The following is a 22,279-nucleotide window of genomic DNA, read 5'->3' on the forward strand; positions in this document are numbered from 1 at the left end:
AACGTCTTGATTCGACTCAAATTTTGACACCCCGGCGAGCGTTTGGCAGAGTGCGCGCCTTTTGCCCGCGCCCTGGCGCGGCGAGCCCTGGAAGGAGTGCTGGAATGAATGCGGTGTTGATCGCCATTGGCCTGATGCTGGTGTTGAGCCTGTGTCGCGTGCATGTGGTGGTCGCGCTGATCGCCGGTGCAGTGGCAGGTGGCCTGCTCGGCGGCCTGGGTATGGACGGCACGCTCAAGGCGTTCAACGAGGGCCTGGGTGCTGGTGCGACGGTGGCGCTGTCCTACGCCATGCTCGGCGCCTTCGCCGTGGCCATCGCGCGCTCCGGAATGGCGCACGCCCTGGCCGATCGCGCCCTGGCGATGCTCGGCCGGCACGAGGCGAACGGTTCCAGTGCCTTCAAGTGGATGATGATTGCCCTGCTGCTGGTGGTGGCGATCTCCTCGCAGAACATCCTGCCGATCCACATCGCCTTCATTCCGCTGCTGGTGCCGCCGCTGCTCTACGTCCTGACGCGTCTGCAGATCGACCGCCGGTTGATCGCCTGCGTCATCACCTTCGGCCTGATCACGCCCTACATGTTCCTGCCGGTGGGTTTCGGCAACATCTTTCTGAACCAGATCCTGCTGGCCAACGTGGCCCGCGCGGGCGTCGACGTACAGGGGATCAACGTCACCCACGCCATGCTGATCCCGGCGCTGGGCATGGTTTGCGGGTTGCTGATCGCGGTGTGCTTCAGCTACCGGCGCAAGCGTGATTACGATCTGCAGCGCATCGAACAGGCTGAGCGGGTCGACACGCCCTATAGCAAGATGAGCCTCGCCGTGGCCGGCATCGCGGTCGCTGCAGCCTTCGCCGTGCAACTGCTGCTGGACTCGATGATCCTCGGCGCACTGGTGGGTTTCCTGGTGTTCTCGCTGTCCGGCGTGGTGCGTTGGAAGGAGGCGGACGACCTGTTCACCGAAGGCATGAAGATGATGGCGATGATCGGCTTCATCATGATCGCCGCCCAGGGCTTCGCCGCCGTGATGACTGCAACCGGGCAGGTCGCCAGCCTGGTGGACAGCGCTGCCGGCTGGATTGGCAGCAGCAAGGCGCTGGGTGCCTTCATGATGCTGCTGGTGGGGTTGCTGGTGACCATGGGTATCGGCTCGTCATTCTCTACGGTGCCGATCATCGCGGCGATCTTCGTGCCGCTGGCGGTGCACCTGGGCTTCAGCCCGCTGGCCATCGTCAGTATCGTGGGCACCGCAGGAGCGCTGGGTGACGCCGGCTCACCGGCATCGGACTCCACCCTCGGCCCGACCTCCGGCCTGAACGTGGACGGCCAGCACAATCACATCTGGGACACCGTGGTGCCGACCTTCCTGCACTACAACCTGCCGCTGATGGCCTTCGGCTGGGTCGCGGCGATGGTGCTGTGAGGCCTGGCGCGGGGAAATGCGCAGGTAAAGTTGCACTCGGCAGGCCATCTGCTGACTAATGAGCAGGTTTCCCACGCACGGACCCGCTCATGCTCGACTCGAAACTGGAATACCGGACGTTCCTCGCCCTGCTGGCGGTGGTGACCATCGCCTTCGCCTGGATACTGCTGCCGTTCTACGGCGCAGTGTTCTGGGGCACCATCCTGGCGATCATCTTCGCCCCCTTGCAGCGCCGCCTGCGGGTGCGCCTGAACGGGCGCAACAACCTGGCGGCGCTGATCACCCTGGCAATCTGCTTCCTGATCGTGATCCTGCCGGTGACCTTCATCGCTGGCGCGCTGGTGCAGGAGGGCGCCACGGTGTACCAGCGCCTGAAGTCCGGTGAGCTGAACTTCGTCACCTACTTCCAGCAGGCCGTGGCCGCACTGCCAGCCTGGGCACACCAATGGCTGGAGCGCTTCGACCTGGCCGACCTGTCCAGCCTGCAGGAGAAGCTCTCGTCGGGTGCGATGCAGGCGAGCCAACTGGTGGCGACCAAGGCGTTCAGTATCGGCCAGAACACCTTCGAGTTCGTCATCAGCTTCGGCATCATGCTCTACCTGCTGTTCTTCCTGCTGCGTGATGGCCCGGCGCTGGGGCGGCGGATCAAGCAGGCGGTGCCGTTGAGCATCGACCACAAGCAGCACCTGTTCACCAAGTTCACCACGGTGATCCGCGCCACGGTGAAGGGCAACATCGCCGTTGCCGCGACCCAGGGCGCACTGGGCGGGCTGATCTTCTGGTTCCTCGGCATCCAGGGCTCGCTGCTCTGGGGCACGCTGATGGCCTTCCTCTCGCTGCTGCCGGCCATTGGCGCGGGGCTGATCTGGGTGCCGGTGGCAGCCTACTTCCTGCTCACCGGAGCGATCTGGCAGGGCGTTGTGCTGACGCTGTTCTGCGTGGTGGTGATCGGGCTGGTGGACAACATCCTGCGCCCCATCCTGGTGGGCAAGGACACCAAGATGCCCGACTACGTGGTGCTGATCTCCACCCTCGGCGGCATGTCGCTGTTCGGCCTCAACGGCTTCGTCATCGGCCCGCTGATCGCAGCGCTATTCATGGCGTCGTGGGACCTGTTCACCGGACGTGAAGGTGAAGTGACCAAGGGCACGGAGTAGGGCGCCAGAACTGTAGGAGCGAGCTTGCTCGCGAACCGCCTGACGCCCTGTGCTGAGCAGGACACTGTTCGCGAGCAAGCTCGCTCCTACAAAAAAGACACCGCGCATGAATTGCGCCCAATAAAAAACCCCGCCGAAGCGGGGTTTTTCATGCCTGTCGATCTCAGCCAGCGACGGCTACCAGGCCGCTGTGCTGGAGGATGTCCAGCAACGGTTGCGGGTAGACGCCGAGGAAGAAGGCGAGCAGGGCGATGGCCACCAGCATGATGCCGCCGGCGCGCTGGGCCCAGTCCAGGGGCGCGTCGTGGCGCTTCATGTTGGGCTCGACCAGGAACATGGTCACCATCACGCGCAGGTAGTAGAACAGGCCGATGGCGCTGCCCAGTACCAGCGAGCCGACCAGCCACCAGTGCTGCGACTCGACGCCGGTGGCGACGATGTAGAACTTGCCGATGAAGCCGGCAGTCAGCGGGATGCCGGCCAGGGACAGCATCATCACGGTCATCACCGCGGTCAGCACCGGGCGGCGCCAGAACAGGCCGCGGTACTCGAACAGCGCATCGGCGTCGCGGCCGCTGTACGGAGTGGACATCAGGGTGACCACGCCGAAGGCGCCCAGGGTGGTGACCACGTAGGTGGTCAGGTACACGCCGACGGCTTCCACGGCCAGGCCCTTGCTCGCCACGAGGGCGATCAGCAGGTAGCCGAAGTGGGCGATGGACGAGTAGCCGAGCAGACGCTTGATGTTGCTCTGGGTCAGCGCCAGCAGGTTGCCGATCAGGATCGATGCAATGGCGATGACCGCGATGGCGTCATGCAGCAGGCCGTTGTTCAGGGCCGCCGGAGCGATCTGGAACAGGCGCAGCAGCACGGCGAACACGGCGACCTTGCTGGCGGTGGCGAGGAAGGTCGCTACCGGAGCCGGGGCGCCTTCGTAGACGTCCGGGGTCCACAGGTGGAACGGCGCAAGCGACAGCTTGAAGCCCAGGCCGACGACCATCATGCCGACGCCGATGGACAGCAGCGGACCATGGCTGGTGCCTTCGGCCAGCGACGCACCGATGCCGGCGAAGCTCAGGCTGCCGGATTCGGCGTAGAGCAGGGCCATGCCGAACAGCAGGAAGGCGGAGCCGGCGGCGGACAGTACGGTGTACTTGATGCCCGCTTCGAGGGTGCGCTTGTTGAAGAAGGCGTAGGCCACCATGCCGTAGACCGGCACCGACAGCAGCTCCAGGCCAATGAACAGGCCGGCAAGGTTCTGCGCGCTGACCAGTACCAGGCCGCCTGCGGTGGACAGCAGCAGGAGCAGGTAGAGCTCTTCGCGGTTGCCCGGGAAGCTCTCCATGTACGCATGGGCGAGCGTGGTGCAGGCGAGGGCGGCGACCAGGATAAGCGCCATGTAGAAGCAGGCGAAGTTGTCCACCAGCATCAGCGGGGTGACTTCGATCGGGGTGACTTTCAGCACCGGGAAGATCGACAGCAACGCCAGGTTCAGACCGATCACCGAGAGGGTGGCGGTCATCGAGTGGTTACGCTTCCAGGCCACGGCGAGCATCACCACCACCAGGGTGGCGCTGGTGATGAGCAGTGGCAGGAGCGCGATGAAGTGTTGAATCGTGAAGGTCATGTCGCGCTCACCGTACTGCCAGGGTGGAAAGGGCGGCACCCAGCCACTGCTGGACGCCGTGCATGGTGGCCGCGGAGGTGTCGAGAACCGGCTGCGGGTAAACGCCGAGCAGGATCAGCAGCACCGCCAGGCCGAGCACCATGGAGAGTTCGCGGAAGTTCAGGCCGGCAATCGGTGTGTCGGATTTGGCCGGGCCGAAGTAGGCGCGGTGGATCATGATCAGCGAGTAGACCGAGCCGAACACCAGGCCGAAGGTGGCGATCACGGTGATCACCGGAACGACCTTGAAGCTACCCAGCAGGATCAGGAATTCGCCGACGAAGTTGCCGGTGCCCGGCAGGCCCAGCGACGCGGTGGCGAAGAACAGCGCCACTGCCGGCAGGTACGGGATGCGCGACCACAGGCCGCCCATCTTGCGCATGTCACGGGTGTGCAGGCGCTCGTACAGCTGGCCACACAGGATGAACAGCGCGGCAGCGGAGAGGCCGTGGGCGATCATCTGCACCACTACGCCCTGCAGCGCCTGGGGGCTGCCGGAGTAGATGCCGATCATCACGAAGCCCATGTGCGACACGGAGGAGTAGGCCACCAGACGCTTGATGTCGGTCTGCGCGAACGACAGGAAGGCGCCGTAGAAGATGCCGATCAGACCCAGGGTCATGGCGATCGGGGCGAACTCGGCCGAGGCGTTGGGGAACAGCGGCAGGGCGAAGCGGATCAGGCCGTAGGCGGCGGTCTTCAGCAGGATGCCGGCGAGGTCTACGGAACCAGCGGTCGGTGCCTGGGCGTGGGCGTCCGGCAGCCAGGAGTGCACCGGCACGACCGGCATCTTCACCGCGAAGGCGACGAAGAAGCCGAGCATCAGGATCCACTCGGTGTGCGGCGGCAGCTGGGTCTTCAGCAGGTCGGCGTAGTTGAAGGTCAGCACGCCGGTGGTGTTGTAGTGCACGAACACCAGACCGAGGATTGCCACCAGCATCACCAGGCCACTGGCCTGGGTGAAGATGAAGAACTTGGTGGCGGCGTAGATGCGGGTCTTCTTGCCGTCGTCCGAGCTATGACCCCAGAGCGCGATGAGGAAGTACATCGGCACCAGCATCATTTCCCAGAAGAAGAAGAACAGGAACAGGTCGACGGCGAGGAACACGCCGATGACGCCGCCCAGGATCCACAGCAGGTTCAGGTGGAAGAAGCCGATGCGGCGCTGGATCTCGTTCCACGAGCAGAGGACGGACAGCACGCCGAGCAGGCCGGTCAGCGCGACCATCAGCAGGGACAGACCGTCCATTGCCAGGTGCACGCTGATGCCGAAGCGCTCGATCCAGGGTACCTGGAACTGCAGGGTCCATTGCGGCTCGCCACCCGGCGCCGGGGCCAGCTGGAAGTCACCGGTGTGCCACACCCACAGGCTCAGGGCGAGGGTGAGGACCATCGATCCCAGGGCGACCCAGCGAGGCAGGGTCTTGCTGGTGTACTCGGCGATCCAGCAAAGGAAGCCGCCGATAAAGGGGATCAGGATTAGCCAGGGCAGAATCATGTCGGGCTCAATCTCTTTCGTGAATTCATTAAGCCAGCAGCAGCGCGCCGAGGAGCAGCGCGGCGCCACCCACCAGGGAAGCGGCGTACCAACGCAGGCGGCCGTTCTCGGTGAGGCTGAGGAGTTTGTTGCCACCGCGGGCGGTGAGCGGGACCAGGACCAGGGTTTTGTCGATCGGGTCCGCGGCCAGCAGGCGGCAGATCAGCAGGTAGGGTTTCACGAACAGCTTGTCGTACAGCCAGTCGAAGCCCCAGGCGTGGTACCACCAGGTGCCGAAGAAGCGGCCCGGTGCGCTCTGGGCGACGGCGCTGACGAAGCGGCGCTTGCCGAGGAACAGCAGGCCCGCCAGCAGGATACCGGCGATGGCGATGGCGCCCGAGGCGATTTCCAGGCTGTGCTTGGCTTCACCACCGGCGTGACCGGCGCTTTCCGGCAGGACGCCGGCCAGCGGCGGAGTGATCAGCGCGCCGATGAAGGTGGAGAGCACGATCAGCACACCCAGCGGCAGCCAGTGGCTGATGCCATGGCCAGCGTGCGCTTCGGTCTTCGCTTCGCCGTGGAAGGCGATGAAGATCAGGCGGAAGGTGTACAGCGAAGTCATGAACGCGCCAACCAGACCGGCGATCAGCAGGTTCTGGTGACCACTGGCAAAGGCTTCCCAGAGGATCTCGTCCTTGGAGTAGAAGCCGGCGGTCAGGAAGGGCAGGGCAGATAGCGCCGCACCACCGACCACGAAGCTCGCATAGGCCAGCGGCAGCTTCTTCCACAGGCCGCCCATCTTGAAGATGTTCTGCTCGTGGTGGCAGGCAACGATCACCGCACCGGAGGCAAGGAACAGCAGGGCCTTGAAGAAGGCGTGGGTCATCAGGTGGAAGATCGCGCCACCCCAGGCGCCGACGCCCAGGGCCAGGAACATGTAGCCGATCTGGCTCATGGTCGAGTAGGCGAGGATGCGCTTGATGTCGGTCTGCACCAGGGCGGCGAAGCCGGCCAGGACCAGGGTCACGGCGCCGATGATACCGACCAGCTCCAGTACGTTCGGAGCCAGCTCGAACAGGCCGTGGCAGCGGGCGATCAGGTAGACGCCCGCGGTCACCATGGTGGCGGCGTGGATCAGCGCGGAGACCGGAGTCGGGCCGGCCATCGCGTCGGCCAGCCAGGTCTGCAACGGCAGCTGGGCGGACTTGCCGACGGCGCCGCCGAGCAGCATCAGGGTGGCCAGGTTGATCCACAGGTCGCCCTTGGCGAAGTGCTGCGGAGCCAGGACCAGCAGCTCCTGGATGTTCAGCGTGCCCAGGTGCTGGAACAGGATGAACATGCCGATGGCGAAGAACACGTCACCCACGCGGGTCACGATGAAGGCTTTGAGCGCCGCGTTGCCGTTCGGTACGTGGTTGTAATAGAAACCGATCAGCAGGTAGGAGCAGAGGCCCACGCCTTCCCAGCCGAAGTACATGAACAGCAGGTTATCGCCCAGCACCAGGAACAGCATGCTGGCGATGAACAGGTTGGTATACGCGAAGAAACGCGAGTAACCGGTTTCACCGCGCATGTACCAGGAGGCGAACAGGTGGATCAGGAAGCCAACACCAGTCACCACGCCGAGCATGGTGACCGACAGGCCGTCCAGATACAGGGTGAAGTTGGTCTTGAAGTCACCAACGCTCATCCATTGCCACAGCACCAGGCTGTAGGCGCCACCTTCGGGCGGGTTGCTGTGGAAGCTCCAGATCGCCCAGAAGGCGGAGAGGGCGGCGAGACCCACGGAGCCGACACCGACCAGAGCCGAGAGATTTTCCGACCACTTGCCACGGGAGAACGAGAGCAGCAGGAAGCCGACCAGAGGGAACAGGAAAGTAAGGGGCAGCAGGTTCATCCGCGCATCTCGCTGGCAGCGTCGATATCGAGGGTATGGAAGCGGCGATACAGCTGGAGCAGGATCGCCAGGCCGATGCTGGCCTCGGCCGCAGCCAGGCTGAGCACCAGGATGAACATCACCTGGCCGTCGGGCTGCGCCCAGCGGCTACCGGCGACCACGAAGGCCAGCGCGGCGGCGTTCATCATCACTTCCAGGCTCATCAGTACGAACAGGATGTTGCGTCGTACCATCAGGCCCACCAGGCCGAAGCAGAACAGCACACCGGCGAGCGCCAGTCCGTGTTCGAGAGGGATTGTGTTCATGGTGTTAGTCCTTCGCTTCGTGGCGGCCGAGGTGATAGGCGGCGACCAGTGCCGCCAGCAGCAGCATCGAGGCCAGTTCGACGACCAGCAGGTACGGGCCGAACAGGCTGATGCCCACGGCTTTGGCGTCCACCGTGGTATGACCGATGCCGGCGCCGCTCGGGGTGCGCGAAAGCATCCACAGCAGTTCGACCAGCAGTACTGCCGCCAGGGCGCCAGGACCGATCCAGACCTTGGGTGTGAGCCATTTGCGCTCCTGCTCGGCGATAGCCGGGCCGAGGTTGAGCATCATCACCACGAAGACGAAGAGCACCATGATCGCGCCGGCATAGACGATGATTTCCAGGGCGCCGGCGAACGGGGCGCCGAGGCTGAAGAAGGTCATCGAAATGGCCAGCAGCGAAATGACGAGGTAGAGCAGGGCATGCACCGGGTTACTGTTGGTGATGACCCGGAAGGTTGCCAGCACGGCGACGCCGGCGGCGAAGTAGAAAGCGAATTCCACGCGACGTCTCCTTACGGCAGCAGGCTCTTGACGTTGATCGGTTCGGCTTCGTTCTGCGCGGCGCCTTTCGGCTTGCCGGCGATGGCCATGCCGGCAACGCGGTAGAAGTTGTAGTCCGGGTTCTTGCCGGGGCCGGAGATCAGCAGGTCTTCCTTCTCGTAGACCAGGTCCTGGCGCTTGAACTCGCCCATTTCGAAATCCGGAGTCAGCTGGATCGCGGTGGTCGGGCAGGCTTCTTCGCACAGGCCGCAGAAGATGCAGCGGGAGAAGTTGATGCGGAAGAACTCGGGGTACCAGCGACCGTCGTCGGTCTCGGCCTTCTGCAGGGAGATGCAGCCGACCGGGCAGGCCACGGCGCAGAGGTTGCACGCTACGCAGCGCTCCTCGCCATCGGGGTCGCGGGTGAGGACGATGCGGCCGCGGTAGCGCGGCGGCAGGTACACGGCTTCTTCCGGGTATTGCAGGGTGTCACGCTTGCGGAAGGCATGGCCGAAGATCATCACCAGGCTGCGAAGCTGGGTGTAGGTGCCATGCACGACTTCGAAAATGTATTTGATCATTGTCTTGCTCCTTACTGGGTCGCCAGCACGACAGCGCCGGTCACCAGCAGGTTGATCAGAGTCAGCGGGAGGCAGAACTTCCAGCTGAAGGCCATCACCTGGTCATAGCGCGGGCGCGGAATGGACGCGCGCAGCAGGATGAACATCATGATGAAGAAGCCGGTTTTCAGGGCGAACCAGATGAACGGGATCTGCGGCAGGATACCGAAGGGCCCGTGCCAGCCGCCGAAGAACAGGGTCGCCAGCAGCGCGGACACCAGCACGATGCCGATGTACTCGCCGACGAAGAACATGCCCCATTTCATGCCGGCGTACTCGATGTGGTAACCGTCGGCCAGTTCCTGCTCAGCTTCGGGCTGGTCGAACGGGTGACGGTGAGTCACGGCGACGCCGGCGACGAAGAAGGTCATGAAACCGAAGAACTGCGGAATGATGAACCACATGTGCTCGGCCTGGTAATCGACGATGTCGCGCAGGCTGAACGAACCGACCTGGGCCACGATGCCCATCAGCGACAGGGCCAGGAACACCTCGTAGGAGATGGTCTGGGCCGAGGCGCGCAGGCTGCCGAGGAGGGCGAACTTGTTGTTGCTCGACCAGCCGGCGAACAGCACCGCGTACACGGTCAGGCCAGCCATGGCGAAGAAGAACAGGATGCCGATGTTCAGGTCCGCCACACCCCAGGTCGGGGTGATCGGGATGACGACGAAGGCGACCAGCAGCGCACCCATGGCGATCATGGGCGCGAGGGTGAAGATCATCTTGTCGGCGAACGGCGGGGTCCAGTCTTCCTTGAAGAACATCTTCAGCATGTCGGCGCCGAGCTGGAAGGCACCGAAGGGGCCGACCCGGTTCGGACCGTAGCGGTCCTGCCAGAGGCCGAGCAGACGACGCTCGACCCAGCTGAGCAGCGCGCCGCAGACGACCACAGCGAGCAGGATGACGATGGCCTTGATGACCTCGATCAGGATGTCGACGATGGCGGGTGTCAGCCAGCTCATTGGGCAGCCTCCTGCAGACCTTCAGCGACCGAGCCGATGACACCGGCGGGAATGCCTTGCAGACCGATCGGCAGGGCGACCAGACCGGCGCCGAGCTCTTCGCTCACGCGCAGCGGCAGGCGCAGTTCCTGGCCCTTGACGGTCAGGCGGATGATCGCGCCTTCGTTGACGCCCAGACGGTCAGCCTCGGACTTGGCCAGGGTGACGTAGGTCTGCGGGATGCGCTCCTGCACCGGGGCGGCCTTGGCGGAATTCTCCTCGCTGCCGAACAGGTGATAGAAGGGCACCACCTTGAACTGGCTGGCGGCGGTGTGGAACGGCGCAGGAATCTCGCTGAACCACAGGGCTTCGCCCTTGGCCTCGATCAGGCGTACGCCCGGATCGCCAGCGCGCAGGTGGCCGCCGACTTCGTCCTGGAACTTGTTCCAGGCCTGCGGGGAGTTCCAGCCCGGAGACCAGGCAAACGGAATCTGCTGACGCGGTTCGGCGCTGCCGGAGTAGCCTTCCATGGAGAAGGCGAAGGCGGAGTCGATGTCCTGCGGCTGACGCGGCTCGCTGACATTGATGTTGGCGCGCATGGCGGTACGGCCGGAATAGCGGTGCGGCTCGCGCGCCAGCTTCAGGCCTTTGATGCGGAACGCGGCGTTCGGCGCGGCTTCGCGGATGCCGGCCAGTTGCGGCTTGGCGGCGACGACGGCGTCGATCACGTGGTCCAGCTGGGTCCAGTCGACACGCTTGCCTTCGAGGGTGCTGTGCAGGGCGTGCAGCCAGCGCCAGCCTTCGCGGACCAGGTTGTCGGCGTTGTAGTAGGTCGGGTCGTAGACCTGGAAGAAACGCTGGGCGCGGCCTTCCTGGCTGACCAGGGTGCCATCGCCTTCGGCGAAGCTGGCGGCCGGCAGCAGGACGGTGGCTTTGGCGCTGGTGGCGGTCTGCTGGTGGTCGGCAACCACGACGATCTTGGCGGCGGCCAGGGCGGCGTCGACAACAGCGGCGTCGGCGCGGCGGTACAGGTCGTTCTCCAGGATCACCACGGCATCGGCGGCGCCAGAGGTCAGCTGCTCAAGGGCGGCTTCGACGGACTCACCACCGAAGAGGGCCAGGCCCAGGCTGTTGGCTTCCGGGACGACCAGGCTCAGCGAGCCGTTCTTCTCGCGGTTCTTCAGCGCGCTGGCGATGTTCGCGGCGGCCTCGATCAGGGCGTTGCTGCCCAGCGAGGTGCCGGAGATGACCAGCGGACGCTTGGCGGCAACCAGTGCATCGGCGATGCGCTGGGCCAGGGCGGCGGCTTCGGCATCGAGGCCGGCCACGGCCGGGGCGCTCGGATCGATGGCGTGGGCCACGGCAAAGCCCAGGCGAGCCAGGTCTTCGGTAGCAGCGTGTACGCACTCGGCGGCGACGTCGTCCAGGCGGGTTTCATCCAGGCTGGCGATGAACAGCGGGTTCATCTCGTGCTGGGCGATGGTCTTCACCGCGGCGTCGAGCCACGGCTGGATCTTCATCGCGGCGGCCATGTCCTCGCCCTTGCCTTTCACCGACTGGCGCAGGGCCAGGGCGATACGGGCAGCGGTCTGGGTCAGGTCTTCGCCAAGCACGAACACCGCGTCGTGGTCTTCGATGTCACGGATGGTCGGCACCGGCAGCGGGCCGTCCTGCATGACTTTCAGAACCAGTTGTAGGCGTTGCAGCTCGTCAGCGGAAATGCCGCTGTAGTAGTTCTGCGCGCCGACCAGTTCGGCCAGGGCGTAGTTGCTTTCCAGGCTGGCACGCGGCGAACCGATGCCGATGACCTTGCGACCCTTGAGCAGGGCTGCGGTCTGGTCGAGTGCGCCGTCCAGCGAGAGCTTCTGCTTGCTCAGCATCAACTGCGGCTGGCGCGGGCGGTCTTCACGATTGACGTAGCCGTAGCCGAAGCGGCCGCGGTCGCACAGGAAGTAGTGGTTCACCGAGCCGTTGTAGCGGTTCTCGATGCGGCGGATTTCACCGTAACGTTCGCCGGGGCTGATGTTGCAGCCGCTGGAGCAGCCATGGCAGATGCTCGGGGCGAACTGCATGTCCCACTTGCGGTTGTAGCGCTCGGAGTGGGTCTTGTCGGTGAACACGCCGGTCGGGCAGACCTCGGTCAGGTTGCCGGAGAATTCGCTCTCCAGCACACCGTCTTCAATGCGGCCGAAATAGACGTTGTCGTGCGCGCCGTAGACGCCCAGGTCGGTGCCGCCAGCGTAGTCCTTGTAGTAACGGACGCAGCGGTAGCAGGCGATGCAGCGGTTCATCTCATGGGCGATGAACGGGCCGAGTTCCTGGTTCTGGTGGGTGCGCTTGGTGAAGCGGTACCGGCGCTGGTTGTGGCCGGTCATCACCGTCATGTCCTGCAGGTGGCAGTGACCGCCTTCCTCGCAGACCGGGCAGTCGTGCGGGTGGTTGGTCATCAGCCATTCGACGACGCTGGCGCGGAACTGCTTGGCCTCTTCGTCCTCGATGGAAATCCAGGTGTTGTCGGTGGCGGGAGTCATGCAGGACATGACGAGACGACCGCGTTTGTCGTTCTCGTCGGTGTACTGCTTGACCGCGCACTGGCGGCATGCGCCGACGCTTCCGAGCGCCGGGTGCCAGCAGAAGTAGGGGATGTCGAGACCGAGGGAGAGGCAGGCCTGCAACAGGTTGTCCGCTCCGTCGACTTCTAACGTCTTGCCGTCTACGTGGATCGTGGCCATGGGTCTAAGTCTTCGTTGGCCCGTTGTCAGCGGGCGTGGCTAATAGAAATCACGGTTTCATCGGGCCGGCGGCACGCCGCGGCACTACAACGAAACAACGCCGGGCGCAGCGCCCGGCGATCAAAGCATCAAGCACCGACGGTCTGCGGTGCTTGTACGGCCTGAGCCTGGCGGGAAATGCCCGCTTCGAACTCGGGACGGAAATACTTCAGTGCGCTGCCCAGCGGCTCGACGGCACCCGGTGCGTGGGCACAGAAGGTCTTGCCGGGGCCGAGGAAGTTGACGAGCTGCTCGAGGGTTTCCAGGTCACCCTGGGCGCCTTCGCCTTTCTCCAGCGCGCGCAGGACCTTCACGCTCCACGGCAGGCCGTCACGGCATGGAGTGCACCAGCCGCAGGATTCGCGGGCGAAGAACTCTTCCATGTTGCGCAGCAGCGAGACCATGTTGACGCTGTCGTCCACCGCCATGGCCAGGCCAGTACCCATACGGGTGCCGACCTTGGCGACGCCGCCGGCGTAGAACAGGGCATCCAGGTGTTCCGGCAGGAGGAAGCCGGTACCGGCGCCGCCCGGCTGCCAGGCCTTGAGCTTGTAGCCGTCGCGCATGCCGCCGGCGTAGTCCTCGAACAGCTCGCGGGCCGGGAGGCCGAAGGGCAGTTCCCAGATACCGGGGTTCTTCACCTTGCCGGAGAAGCCCATGAGCTTGGTGCCCATGTCTTCGCTGCCCGGACGGGCCAGGCCCTTGTACCAGTCGACGCCGTGCTCGACGATCGCCGGTACGTTGCACAGGGTCTCGACGTTGTTCACGCAGGTCGGCTTGCCCCAGACGCCGACGGCGGCGGGGAAGGGCGGCTTGGAGCGCGGGTTGGCGCGGCGGCCTTCCAGCGAGTTGATCAGCGCAGTCTCTTCGCCACAGATGTAGCGGCCGGCGCCGGTGTGGACGAACAGCTCGAAATCGAAGCCACTGCCGAGGATGTTCTTGCCCAGCAGGCCTGCGGCCTTGGCTTCCTCGATGGCGCGGTTCAGGTTGCGGGCGGCGTCGACGTACTCGCCGCGCAGGAAGATGTAGCCGCGGTAGGCCTTGAGGGCGCGCGCGGAGATCAGCATGCCTTCCACCAGCAGGTGCGGCAGCTGCTCCATGAGCATGCGGTCCTTCCAGGTGTTGGGCTCCATCTCGTCCGCGTTGCACAGCAGGTAGCGGATGTTGAGGGATTCGTCCTTGGGCATCAGGCCCCACTTCACGCCGGTGGGGAAGCCCGCACCGCCGCGGCCCTTGAGGCCGGAGTCCTTGACGGTCTGGACGATGTCGTCGGTGGCCATCTCGGCCAGCGCCTTGCGCGCGGCGGCGTAGCCATTCTTCGACTGGTACTCCTCCAGCCAGACCGGAGCACCGTCGTCACGCAGGCGCCAGGTCAGCGGGTGGGTTTCGGCCGCGCGCGCGGTGCGGTTGGGCGTGCCGTAGGAAGTGAGGCGACTCATGCGTAAGCCTCCAGCAGTTTGGCGACGCCGTCGGGACGCAGGTCGCCGAAGGTGTCGTCGTCGATCATCATCGCCGGGGCCTTGTCGCAGTTGCCCAGGCAGCACACCGGCAGCAGGGTGAAGCGGCCGTCGGCGGTGGTCTGGCCGAGGCCGATGCCCAGCTGCTTCTGGATCTCGCCAACGACGGACTCGTGGCCGCCGATGTAGCAGACCATGCTGTCGCAGACGCGGATGATGTGGCGGCCGACCGGCTGCCGGAAGATCTGGCTATAGAAGGTAGCCACGCCTTCGACGTCGCTGTCCGGAATGCCGAGGATGTCGGCGATCGCCGGGATGGCGCCGTCCGGCACCCAGCCGCGCTGCTTCTGGACGATCTTCAGGGCTTCGATGGACGCCGCGCGGGAGTCCTCGTAGTGATGCATTTCGTGCTCGATGGCCGAGCGCTCGGTTTCGCTGAGTTCGAAACGATCAGTCTGGATAAGGGTACTCATGATCAGCGGTCCACGTCGGCCATAACGAAGTCGATACTGCCCAGATAGGCGATCAGGTCAGCGATCATGCTGCCGTTGATCACCGACGGAATCTGCTGCAGGTGCGGGAAGCTGGGCGTCCGGATGCGGGTCCGGTAGCTCATGGTGCTGCCATCGCTCGTCAGGTAGTAGCTGTTGATGCCCTTGGTCGCTTCCACCATCTGGAAGGCTTCGTTGGCCGGCATGACCGGGCCCCAGGAAACCTGCAGGAAGTGGGTGATCAGGGTTTCGATGTGCTGCAGCGTGCGCTCTTTGGGCGGCGGCGTGGTCAGCGGGTGATCCGCCTTGTACGGGCCTTCGGGCATGTTCTTCAGGCACTGCTCGATGATGCGCAGGCTCTGGCGCATCTCACCCATCTTGACCATGCAGCGGTCGTAGGCGTCGCCGTTGGCCGCCAGCGGTACTTCGAACTCGAAGTTCTCGTAGCCGGAGTAGGGGCGGGCCTTACGCAGGTCGAAATCACAGCCGGTGGCGCGCAGGCCGGCGCCGGTGGTGCCCCATTCCAGCGCTTCCTTGGTGTTGTACTGGGCAACGCCGATGGTACGGCCACGCAGGATGCTGTTCTTCAGGGCAGCGGTTTCGTACTCGTCCAGGCGCTTGGGCATCCAGTCGAGGAATTCGCGGACCAGCTTGTCCCAGCCGCGCGGCAGGTCGTGGGCGACGCCGCCGATGCGGTACCAGGCCGGGTGCAGGCGGAAGCCGGTGATGGCTTCGACGACCTTGTAGGCGCGCTGGCGGTCGGTGAAGGTGAAGAACACCGGGGTCATCGCGCCCACGTCCTGGATGTAGGTACCCAGGTAGAGGAGGTGGTTCAGGATGCGGAAGAACTCCGACATCATGATGCGGATGACGTCGACGCGCTGGGGCACCTTGATGCCGGCGAGCTTCTCGACCGAGAGCACGTACGGCAGGTTGTTCATCACGCCGCCGAGGTAGTCGATACGGTCGGTGTACGGAATGAAGCTGTGCCAGGACTGACGCTCGGCCATCTTCTCGGCGCCACGGTGGTGGTAACCGATCTCCGGAACGCAATCGAGGATCTCTTCACCGTCCAGTTGCAGGATGATGCGGAACGCACCGTGGGCGGACGGGTGGTTCGGGCCGAGGTTGAGGAACATGAAGTCCTCGTTCTCGCCGTGGCGCTTCATACCCCAGTCTTCGGGCTTGAAGCGCAGGGCTTCCTGCTCGAGGTCCTGCTTGGCGGCGGACAGCGCGTAAGGATCGAACTCGGTGGCGCGCGCCGGGTAGTCCTTGCGCAGCGGGTGACCTTCCCAGGTCGGCGGCATCAGCATGCGGGTCAGGTGCGGGTGACCATTGAAGGTGATCCCGTACATGTCCCAGACCTCACGCTCGTACCAGTTGGCGTTCGGCCAGATACGGGTGGCGGTGGGCAGGTTGAGGTCGCCTTCGGAGAGGGCCACCTTGATCATCACGTCACTGTTACGCTCGAGCGACATCAGGTGATAGAACACGCTGAAATCGGCGCCCGGCAGGCCGCGACGGTGGGTGCGCAGGCGCTCGTCCACGCCGTGCAGGTCATAGAGCATGACGTACGGCTTGGGCACATTGCGCAGGAAGGTGAGGACGTCGATCAGGCGCTCACGGGCGACCCAGAGCACCGGCATGCCGGTGCGGGTGGCCTGGACGGTGAAGGTCTCGGCGCCAAAGCGGGAATTCAGTTCGACGACGATATCTTGGTCGTCTGCCTTGTAAGGCGGGATGTACAGAGCGGAGTCTGCATTCATAGTCTTTAAGTCACTCGGTCAACGGTGGAGTGAAAGCGGGCCTCTCGTGGAGGGCCGGATCACACTTCGTCGGGGCTGCGCAGGTTGGTGACCGCAATGCGCTGTTCGCGCTTGAGATCCTTCTGGGCAGGCATGTCGGCGCGATAGACGCCTTGATCGCCTACAACCCAGGACAACGGACGACGCTCCTGGCCGATGGATTCCTGCAGCAGCATCAGGCCTTGCAGGAACGCCTCCGGACGGGGCGGGCAGCCGGGGATGTACACGTCCACGGGGAGGAACTTGTCGACCCCCTGAACGACCGAGTAGATGTCGTACATGCCGCCGGAGTTGGCGCACGACCCCATCGAGATCACCCACTTGGGTTCCAGCATCTGCTCGTACAGGCGCTGGATGACCGGAGCCATCTTGATGAAGCAGGTGCCGGCGATGACCATGAAGTCAGCCTGGCGCGGCGATGCACGGATCACTTCGGCGCCGAAACGGGCGATGTCGTGCGGCGCGGTGAACGCCGTGGTCATCTCCACGTAGCAGCAGGACAGCCCGAAGTTGTACGGCCACAGGGAGTTCTTGCGACCCCAGTTCACCGCACCGTTGAGAACATCCTCGAGTTTGCCCATGAAGATGTTCTTGTGGACCTGCCCTTCGATGAGCGGGTCTTCTACCGTTTCGCGTTCGCCGATCGGGTACTGATCATTGGGCGCATCCGGATCGATCCGGGTAAGTTTGTATTGCATCGCCAAAGCCTCATTGTTTTAGCTTCGCCTGCCGTGCGCGACGTGCCGCCGGCGCCCAATCGAGCGCGCCGATACGCCACAGGTAGACAAGACCTGCCAACAGAATTGCTATGAAAATGGTTGCCTCGATCAGACCGGCCCAGCCGCTTTCACGGACGGACACTGACCAGGCGAAAAGGAAGAGGGCTTCGACGTCGAAGATCACGAAGAGCATCGCGACCAGATAGAATTTTGCCGACAGACGCAGGCGTGCGCTGCCGGTAGGAACGATCCCGGATTCGAACGGTTCGTTCTTGCTGCGACCAAATGCCTTACTGCCAAGCAGGCTGGAAACCCCTAGCATGAAGCCGAGCAGGCCCAGCACTCCTAAAAGGAAGGCGGCGAGTCCCCAGTGTTGAGCTGCAAGTTCAGCTGGATTGGGCATGCCGATACTCCTTCCTACAAATTACGATTGTCTTGGGTTCCAGGCGCAACGCCTGACTACTGCGAACCCGACAACTCAAGGATAGTGAGCTAAGGGTTCAGGTCATCTTTCCAATTTTATGCCCAAAGCCTTCAGCAAGTAAATTTTTCCAACACAAACAGATGCTTCTAATTCGGGCAAAAGCCTTTTGCATTTCCCGTAGCGCCCTGTTTGCGCGGCTCTGGGCGCTTAGTGTGGCGGCACTTGGGCTTTGGTCGAATAGTACTTTCGAGGTATTTGGCCGCAATAAATTGCCAACCTATAAATGATAAGTATTATCATTTGCAGTGTCGTATATCCGTAACTTTACTACATATAAGCGGCGGCGCTTTTATTTCGCTCAATTCTCGGCATTCAATTATCCCCTGGCAGTTCCCTTTGGCGCCCCTCGTTCGGGGTGGTTCAATTTCCCTTCCGAGTCCACGCCCAGTGCATCTCGCAGCGCACCGGCTCTGCGCCGGAGTCGTCCAGGAGCGTCACCTGGATCATCGCTTCCCCCTTGTCGTGCTCGAGCATCGCACGGCGCTGCTCAGGCGCCAGTGTGGCGATAGCGCGCAGGCTGCCGCGGGCCCGGCGCAGGTAAACCACCTTGAGGTTCTTGATCAGCGGCAGCTTGTGATCGGGCAGATTCATGCCGACCAGGCAGCCGCTGGCGGATTCGGCCAGTAGCGCCATGGCCGCAGCATGCACGCCGCCGATGTGGTTGCGGGCGCGGCGGTGGTTGGCCAGGCTCATCCGCACTTCATCGCTGGAGAGCTTCTGGATGCGTATGCCCGCGGTGCCGGCGAAGCGCACCTGGGAGCAGAACAGGTGGCTGAGCAGCGACTCGTGGAGACGGTGCGGCAGGCGCTGGATGAGATGGGCGGCGAGGGCGAGGCGGTTGCGCTGGGGCATGGGCGATTCCATTCATATGGAGGAGGCCCGAGGCTGGCACGTGAATGCTGATCTGCCCTTGGCGGGCGGGGAGCGGGCGGCTGGCGATTCGGCCAAGCACCAAAAGCAAAACCCCGGCGAGTGCCGGGGTTTTGCGGTGCCTCCCGGCCCCGAGGGGCCGGTGAGCCAGTTCTTAGTGGAACTGGTTCATGGTGTTGTCTTTACCCGAGGCTTTCAGAGCGGCTTCGCCAGCGAAGTACTCTTTGTGGTTGTCGCCGATGTCCGAGCCAGCCATGTTCTGGTGCTTGACGCAGGCGATACCCTGGCGCAGTTCCTGACGCTGAACGCCTTTCACGTAGGCCAGCATGCCCTGGTCGGCGAAGTAGCCTTTGGCCAGGTTGTCGGTCGACAGAGCGGCGGTGTGGTAGGTCGGCAGGGTGATCAGGTGGTGGAAGATGCCGGCGTGGGCGGAACCATCGCGCTGGAAGGTGCGGATCTTCTCGTCAGCAACCTGGGCCAGCTCGGTCTCGTCGTACTCGACGCTCATCAGCTTGGCGCGGTCGTAGGCGGAAACGTCCTTGCCTTCGGCAACGAACGCGTCGAAGACCTGCTGGCGGAAGTTCAGGGTCCAGTTGAAGGACGGGCTGTTGTTGTACACCAGCTTGGCGTTCGGGATGACCTGACGGATGCGGTCAACCATGCCCTTGATCTGGCCAACGTGCGGCTTCTCGGTTTCGATCCACAGCAGGTCGGCGCCGTTCTGCAGCGAGGTGATGCAGTCGAGGACGCAACGGTCTTCGCCGGTGCCCTTGCGGAACTGGAAGAGGTTGGAAGCCAGGCGCTTCGGACGCAGCAGCTTGCCGCCGCGGTTGATCACCACGTCGCCGTTCTGCAGTTCGGCAGCGGAAACTTCTTCGCAATCCAGGAAGGAGTTGTACTGGTCGCCCAGGTCGCCCGGCTCTTTGGTCACGGCGATCTGCTTGGTCAGGCCTGCGCCCAGGGAGTCGGTACGGGCAACGATCACGCCGTCGTCAACGCCCAGCTCGAGGAACGCGTAGCGAACGGCGTTGATCTTGGCGAGGAAGTCTTCGTGCGGAACGGTCACTTTGCCGTCCTGGTGGCCGCACTGCTTCTCGTCGGAAACCTGGTTCTCGATCTGGATGCAGCAGGCACCGGCTTCGATCATTTTCTTGGCCAGCAGGTAGGTGGCTTCCGGGTTGCCGAAGCCGGCGTCGATGTCGGCGATGATCGGTACTACGTGGGTTTCGTAGCCATCGATCTGAGCCTGGATTTCGTCCTGCTTGGCTTTGTCGCCGGCGGCGCGGGCGCTGTCCAGGGCGGTGAAGAGCAGGTCCAGCTCACGGGCGTCAGCCTGGCGCAGGAAGGTGTAGAGCTCTTCGATCAGGCCGGAGACGGCGGTTTTTTCGTGCATGGACTGGTCGGGCAGCGGGCCGAAGTCGGAACGCAGCGCGGCAACCATCCAGCCGGACAGGTAGAGGTAGCGCTTGTTGGTGGTCTTCAGGTGCTTCTTGATCGAGATCAGCTTCTGCTGACCGATGAAGCCGTGCCAGCAACCCAGGGACTGGGTGTAGACGGAGGTGTCGGCGTCATACTCGGCCATGTCCTTGCGCATGATGGCCGCAGTGTACTTGGCGATGTCCAGACCAGTCTTGAAGCGGTTCTGAGCGCGCATACGGGCAACCGACTCGGGGTTGATAGCGCTCCAGCTGTTACCGGTTTTCTCTTTCAGAGCGGCAACGGCTTTGATGTCGTTTTGATATGCGGACATGGTCAATCCTTCAAAGTATGTGTTTGGTTGAGCACCGACTTACCCACTCAAAACCTGTATCGAAACGGAATTGGCTGCGGGTTGCTCGCCGCGGGATGGCGAAGGGGCGACCGAAAGAAGGAATGACGCTGGAGGAGTGGGGTGGCGCGGCGTACAGACTCGTGACTGCAGCGGTGACATCCAGAATCGCTTGCCGGCTCGTGGCAGCCGTTGGGCGATGGTGGACGGCTGAATCCGTCACTTCGTGCTGTTGCTTAGGCTTGCTTCCCCGTCCCTCAGGACAACCTCTTGCCAGTCGCAACCTCGTCGATCCGCCTTGTGGGCTTAACAACACGAACCGGCGCGACGGGTAGGCCGTTGGCACGATCCGGAGGGCTTTGAGGCCCTCTGGTTAGCGGGAGCGAGGCCATCATGCACTTTCAAACGAGCGTTCGTCAAACGTTTTGTAGTGTTTTTTTTGGACTACTACACGAAGGTCTAACGAGGACTGGCAGGTCACCTACGGAAGGATTAGTCGAGCACTTCGACCTTCACCCGCAGACTGCTGTCGTTACGGCCCTGGGTGCTGTACTGGCGGGTGTAGCCGCCCTGGGTACTCTGGTTGCTTTCGCTGACGCCGCCGATTTCGATCCACTGGCCAATCGGACCGCTGACCTGGGTGTCGGCCGAGCTGGTGTTCATCGATCCCTGGTAGTTGCCGTTGAAGCGGTCGTTGCGGGTGCTCAGGGTGATGTGCACAAGGTTCCCCGAGAGGCTCGCGGTCACGTACATGCCCTGGTTGGCGTCGCGGTACTCGGTCTGGCTGTAGACCTGGCCGTAGGGACCTACACCGGCGTTGGTCACCGGCTGGCTCTGGCCGACCTGGATGAAGGCGGGCGAACCCTCGGTGGCGCGCACCTGCTGGGTGCCGCCGCCGCGGCTACTGGTGGAGCGGTTGATGATGCGCACCTGGTCGCGGCCGTTCACTTCGCCGCGGCCGGACTGGATCTCCACATTGCCGGCGCTGACTGATCCATTCACCGAGTAGCCGCTCTGGCTGCCCTGGCTGCCGTCGACGGTGTCGAGGCTGATCAGCAGTTGGTGTGGGCGGGTATCCAGTTGTTCGAGCACCTGCTGCAGTTCGCGGATCTTCGCGAGTTCGGCATTTACGACCAGTTGGTTGCCGTAGGCGGTGACCCGGCCTTCGTTGCCCAATACCTGCTGTGCCACCGGCAGCACGTCTTCGGCAGTGCGGTAGTTGAGCGGGATGATCTCGGTGCGCGGCGCCGCGACGGCGCTGAAGCTGAAGCTGAAGGCGCAGGCAAGGATCAGGGGAAGTGGGTGTAGGCTCAAATCAGGAAACTCCGCAGGTTCGGGTCGAGGACGCTGGTGTTCCAGGTCTGTTCGAATTGCGCGATCAATTGACGGACGCGACCACTGTTGTTGTAGTGCGCGTAGCCGGCGTACTCGCCTGGCTCCGGGCGCAGCAGCAGGCCACGGTCGTCGGCGAGCAGGAAGGCGTGCTCCTCGCTCGGGTAGTCGGGGTTGATCCGGCGGATCTGGCAGTAGCTGGACAGGCGTCGGCTGAGGTTGAGCAGGCGATGGCCTTCCTTCACGGCGCGCGCGCTGTCGCGCACCAGGATCATCAGGCGGTTGCGCGGATTGCCCAGCAGCAGTTGCGTGCAGGCCTCCTGGATGCTGCTGTGATGGTACAGCCAGGGTTCCAGGTCGGGCGTATAGAGATAAAGCGTGCGGCGTGCCTGCTGGATCAGCGCCAGGGCGTGTGCGCGGGCGTCGTCCGGCTTGCTGAAGCGGTGCAGCTGATCGCCTTCGCCGAGGCGAAAGGGTGCCGGCTCCAGGGTGATGGGCGGCAGCGCTTCGCTGGGCGGGTTGTGGACGGCAAAACGCCCCGGTGACTGAAACTCGATGTCCGGCAGTTCTACCGGGAGGTCGTCTTTGTCCGGGGCGTTTTCCATATCGCT

19 protein-coding genes are annotated in these 22,279 nt (G+C 63.8%); 2 read left to right on the forward strand and 17 right to left on the reverse strand.

Translation table 11 applies throughout. The features are described from left to right. Positions 1-104 precede the first annotated feature (104 nt). Together G4G71_RS14270 and G4G71_RS14275 are read left to right on the forward strand one after the other, a co-directional pair. Positions 105-1,424: a Na+/H+ antiporter family protein gene (locus G4G71_RS14270; RefSeq protein ID WP_169938583.1), complete on the forward strand. Its 1,320-nt coding sequence runs from the start codon at positions 105-107 to the stop codon at positions 1,422-1,424. Positions 1,425-1,513: 89 nt separating this feature from the next. Further along, positions 1,514-2,581 (forward strand): AI-2E family transporter, encoded by a 1,068-nt coding sequence (locus tag G4G71_RS14275; protein WP_169938585.1) that lies wholly within the window; start codon positions 1,514-1,516, stop codon positions 2,579-2,581. 163 nt (positions 2,582-2,744) lie between these two features. Here G4G71_RS14275 and nuoN read toward each other — a convergent pair whose 3' ends face one another. From nuoN to G4G71_RS14360, 17 genes are all read right to left on the reverse strand, one after another. Further along, positions 2,745-4,208, reverse strand: coding sequence for an NADH-quinone oxidoreductase subunit NuoN (gene nuoN, locus G4G71_RS14280; protein WP_054909449.1), 1,464 nt, complete (start codon positions 4,206-4,208; stop codon positions 2,745-2,747). 7 nt (positions 4,209-4,215) lie between these two features. Further along, positions 4,216-5,745, reverse strand: a complete 1,530-nt coding sequence (gene nuoM / locus G4G71_RS14285; protein WP_169938587.1) for an NADH-quinone oxidoreductase subunit M — start codon at positions 5,743-5,745, stop codon at positions 4,216-4,218. A 28-nt stretch (positions 5,746-5,773) separates the two neighbouring features. After that, a complete protein-coding gene (gene nuoL, locus G4G71_RS14290; RefSeq protein WP_054909447.1) occupies positions 5,774-7,621 on the reverse strand; it encodes an NADH-quinone oxidoreductase subunit L in 1,848 nt (615 codons plus the stop codon). Next, positions 7,618-7,926: an NADH-quinone oxidoreductase subunit NuoK gene (gene nuoK, locus G4G71_RS14295; protein ID WP_024765121.1), complete on the reverse strand. Its 309-nt coding sequence runs from the start codon at positions 7,924-7,926 to the stop codon at positions 7,618-7,620. Before nuoK ends, nuoL begins: the two co-directional genes overlap by 4 nt. A 4-nt stretch (positions 7,927-7,930) precedes the next feature. After that, positions 7,931-8,431 (reverse strand): NADH-quinone oxidoreductase subunit J, encoded by a 501-nt coding sequence (nuoJ, locus tag G4G71_RS14300; RefSeq protein ID WP_169938589.1) that lies wholly within the window; start codon positions 8,429-8,431, stop codon positions 7,931-7,933. 11 nt (positions 8,432-8,442) lie between these two features. Then, positions 8,443-8,991 carry an NADH-quinone oxidoreductase subunit NuoI gene (gene nuoI, locus G4G71_RS14305; protein ID WP_024765123.1) on the reverse strand — a complete coding sequence of 183 codons (549 nt, stop codon included), beginning with the start codon at positions 8,989-8,991 and terminating at the stop codon, positions 8,443-8,445. A gap of 11 nt (positions 8,992-9,002) precedes the next feature. Continuing rightward, entirely contained in the window at positions 9,003-9,992 is a 990-nt protein-coding gene (gene nuoH / locus G4G71_RS14310) for an NADH-quinone oxidoreductase subunit NuoH (protein WP_054909469.1), read from the reverse strand. Continuing rightward, positions 9,989-12,703 (reverse strand): NADH-quinone oxidoreductase subunit NuoG, encoded by a 2,715-nt coding sequence (nuoG, locus tag G4G71_RS14315; protein ID WP_169938591.1) that lies wholly within the window; start codon positions 12,701-12,703, stop codon positions 9,989-9,991. The genes nuoH and nuoG overlap by 4 nt, the downstream gene beginning before the upstream one ends. A 128-nt stretch (positions 12,704-12,831) precedes the next feature. Continuing rightward, on the reverse strand, positions 12,832-14,181 hold the full coding sequence (gene nuoF / locus G4G71_RS14320) for an NADH-quinone oxidoreductase subunit NuoF (RefSeq protein ID WP_169938593.1): 1,350 nt from the start codon (positions 14,179-14,181) through the stop codon (positions 12,832-12,834). Beyond that, positions 14,178-14,678, reverse strand: coding sequence for an NADH-quinone oxidoreductase subunit NuoE (nuoE, locus tag G4G71_RS14325; protein ID WP_169887231.1), 501 nt, complete (start codon positions 14,676-14,678; stop codon positions 14,178-14,180). Before nuoE ends, nuoF begins: the two co-directional genes overlap by 4 nt. Beyond that, complete coding sequence (gene nuoC / locus G4G71_RS14330) at positions 14,675-16,456, reverse strand: NADH-quinone oxidoreductase subunit C/D (RefSeq protein ID WP_169938595.1); 1,782 nt, start codon at positions 16,454-16,456, stop codon at positions 14,675-14,677. The genes nuoE and nuoC overlap by 4 nt, the downstream gene beginning before the upstream one ends. A 59-nt stretch (positions 16,457-16,515) precedes the next feature. Then, entirely contained in the window at positions 16,516-17,193 is a 678-nt protein-coding gene (locus G4G71_RS14335; RefSeq protein WP_045214755.1) for a NuoB/complex I 20 kDa subunit family protein, read from the reverse strand. Between the two features lie 10 nt (positions 17,194-17,203). After that, positions 17,204-17,617: an NADH-quinone oxidoreductase subunit A gene (gene ndhC / locus G4G71_RS14340; RefSeq protein WP_015477476.1), complete on the reverse strand. Its 414-nt coding sequence runs from the start codon at positions 17,615-17,617 to the stop codon at positions 17,204-17,206. Positions 17,618-18,058: 441 nt separating this feature from the next. Then, positions 18,059-18,550, reverse strand: a complete 492-nt coding sequence (locus tag G4G71_RS14345; RefSeq protein WP_169938597.1) for a DUF4442 domain-containing protein — start codon at positions 18,548-18,550, stop codon at positions 18,059-18,061. A 172-nt stretch (positions 18,551-18,722) separates the two neighbouring features. After that, on the reverse strand, positions 18,723-20,318 hold the full coding sequence (locus G4G71_RS14350) for an isocitrate lyase (RefSeq protein WP_054909443.1): 1,596 nt from the start codon (positions 20,316-20,318) through the stop codon (positions 18,723-18,725). A gap of 510 nt (positions 20,319-20,828) precedes the next feature. Further along, positions 20,829-21,650: a secretin N-terminal domain-containing protein gene (locus G4G71_RS14355; protein WP_420825999.1), complete on the reverse strand. Its 822-nt coding sequence runs from the start codon at positions 21,648-21,650 to the stop codon at positions 20,829-20,831. Beyond that, entirely contained in the window at positions 21,647-22,273 is a 627-nt protein-coding gene (locus G4G71_RS14360) for a DUF7931 domain-containing protein (RefSeq protein ID WP_169938599.1), read from the reverse strand. Before G4G71_RS14360 ends, G4G71_RS14355 begins: the two co-directional genes overlap by 4 nt. Positions 22,274-22,279: the final 6 nt, after the last annotated feature.

Origin of the sequence: Pseudomonas multiresinivorans, assembly GCF_012971725.1 — a bacterium.
Taxonomy (GTDB): domain Bacteria; phylum Pseudomonadota; class Gammaproteobacteria; order Pseudomonadales; family Pseudomonadaceae; genus Pseudomonas; species Pseudomonas multiresinivorans.

Bases quoted from the DNA above. Each gene is read 5' to 3' on its own strand.
- G4G71_RS14270 (WP_169938583.1), top strand. From the start codon at position 105: ATGAATGCGGTGTTGATCGCCATTGGCCTGATGCTGGTGTTGAGCCTG.
- G4G71_RS14275 (WP_169938585.1), top strand. From the start codon at position 1,514: ATGCTCGACTCGAAACTGGAATACCGGACGTTCCTCGCCCTGCTGGCG.
- nuoN (WP_054909449.1), bottom strand. From the start codon at position 4,208: ATGACCTTCACGATTCAACACTTCATCGCGCTCCTGCCACTGCTCATC.
- nuoM (WP_169938587.1), bottom strand. From the start codon at position 5,745: ATGATTCTGCCCTGGCTAATCCTGATCCCCTTTATCGGCGGCTTCCTT.
- nuoL (WP_054909447.1), bottom strand. From the start codon at position 7,621: ATGAACCTGCTGCCCCTTACTTTCCTGTTCCCTCTGGTCGGCTTCCTG.
- nuoK (WP_024765121.1), bottom strand. From the start codon at position 7,926: ATGAACACAATCCCTCTCGAACACGGACTGGCGCTCGCCGGTGTGCTG.
- nuoI (WP_024765123.1), bottom strand. From the start codon at position 8,991: ATGATCAAATACATTTTCGAAGTCGTGCATGGCACCTACACCCAGCTT.
- nuoH (WP_054909469.1), bottom strand. From the start codon at position 9,992: ATGAGCTGGCTGACACCCGCCATCGTCGACATCCTGATCGAGGTCATC.
- nuoG (WP_169938591.1), bottom strand. From the start codon at position 12,703: ATGGCCACGATCCACGTAGACGGCAAGACGTTAGAAGTCGACGGAGCG.
- nuoF (WP_169938593.1), bottom strand. From the start codon at position 14,181: ATGAGTCGCCTCACTTCCTACGGCACGCCCAACCGCACCGCGCGCGCG.
- nuoC (WP_169938595.1), bottom strand. From the start codon at position 16,456: ATGAATGCAGACTCCGCTCTGTACATCCCGCCTTACAAGGCAGACGAC.
- G4G71_RS14335 (WP_045214755.1), bottom strand. From the start codon at position 17,193: ATGCAATACAAACTTACCCGGATCGATCCGGATGCGCCCAATGATCAG.
- ndhC (WP_015477476.1), bottom strand. From the start codon at position 17,617: ATGCCCAATCCAGCTGAACTTGCAGCTCAACACTGGGGACTCGCCGCC.
- G4G71_RS14345 (WP_169938597.1), bottom strand. From the start codon at position 18,550: ATGCCCCAGCGCAACCGCCTCGCCCTCGCCGCCCATCTCATCCAGCGC.
- G4G71_RS14350 (WP_054909443.1), bottom strand. From the start codon at position 20,318: ATGTCCGCATATCAAAACGACATCAAAGCCGTTGCCGCTCTGAAAGAG.
- G4G71_RS14360 (WP_169938599.1), bottom strand. From the start codon at position 22,273: ATGGAAAACGCCCCGGACAAAGACGACCTCCCGGTAGAACTGCCGGAC.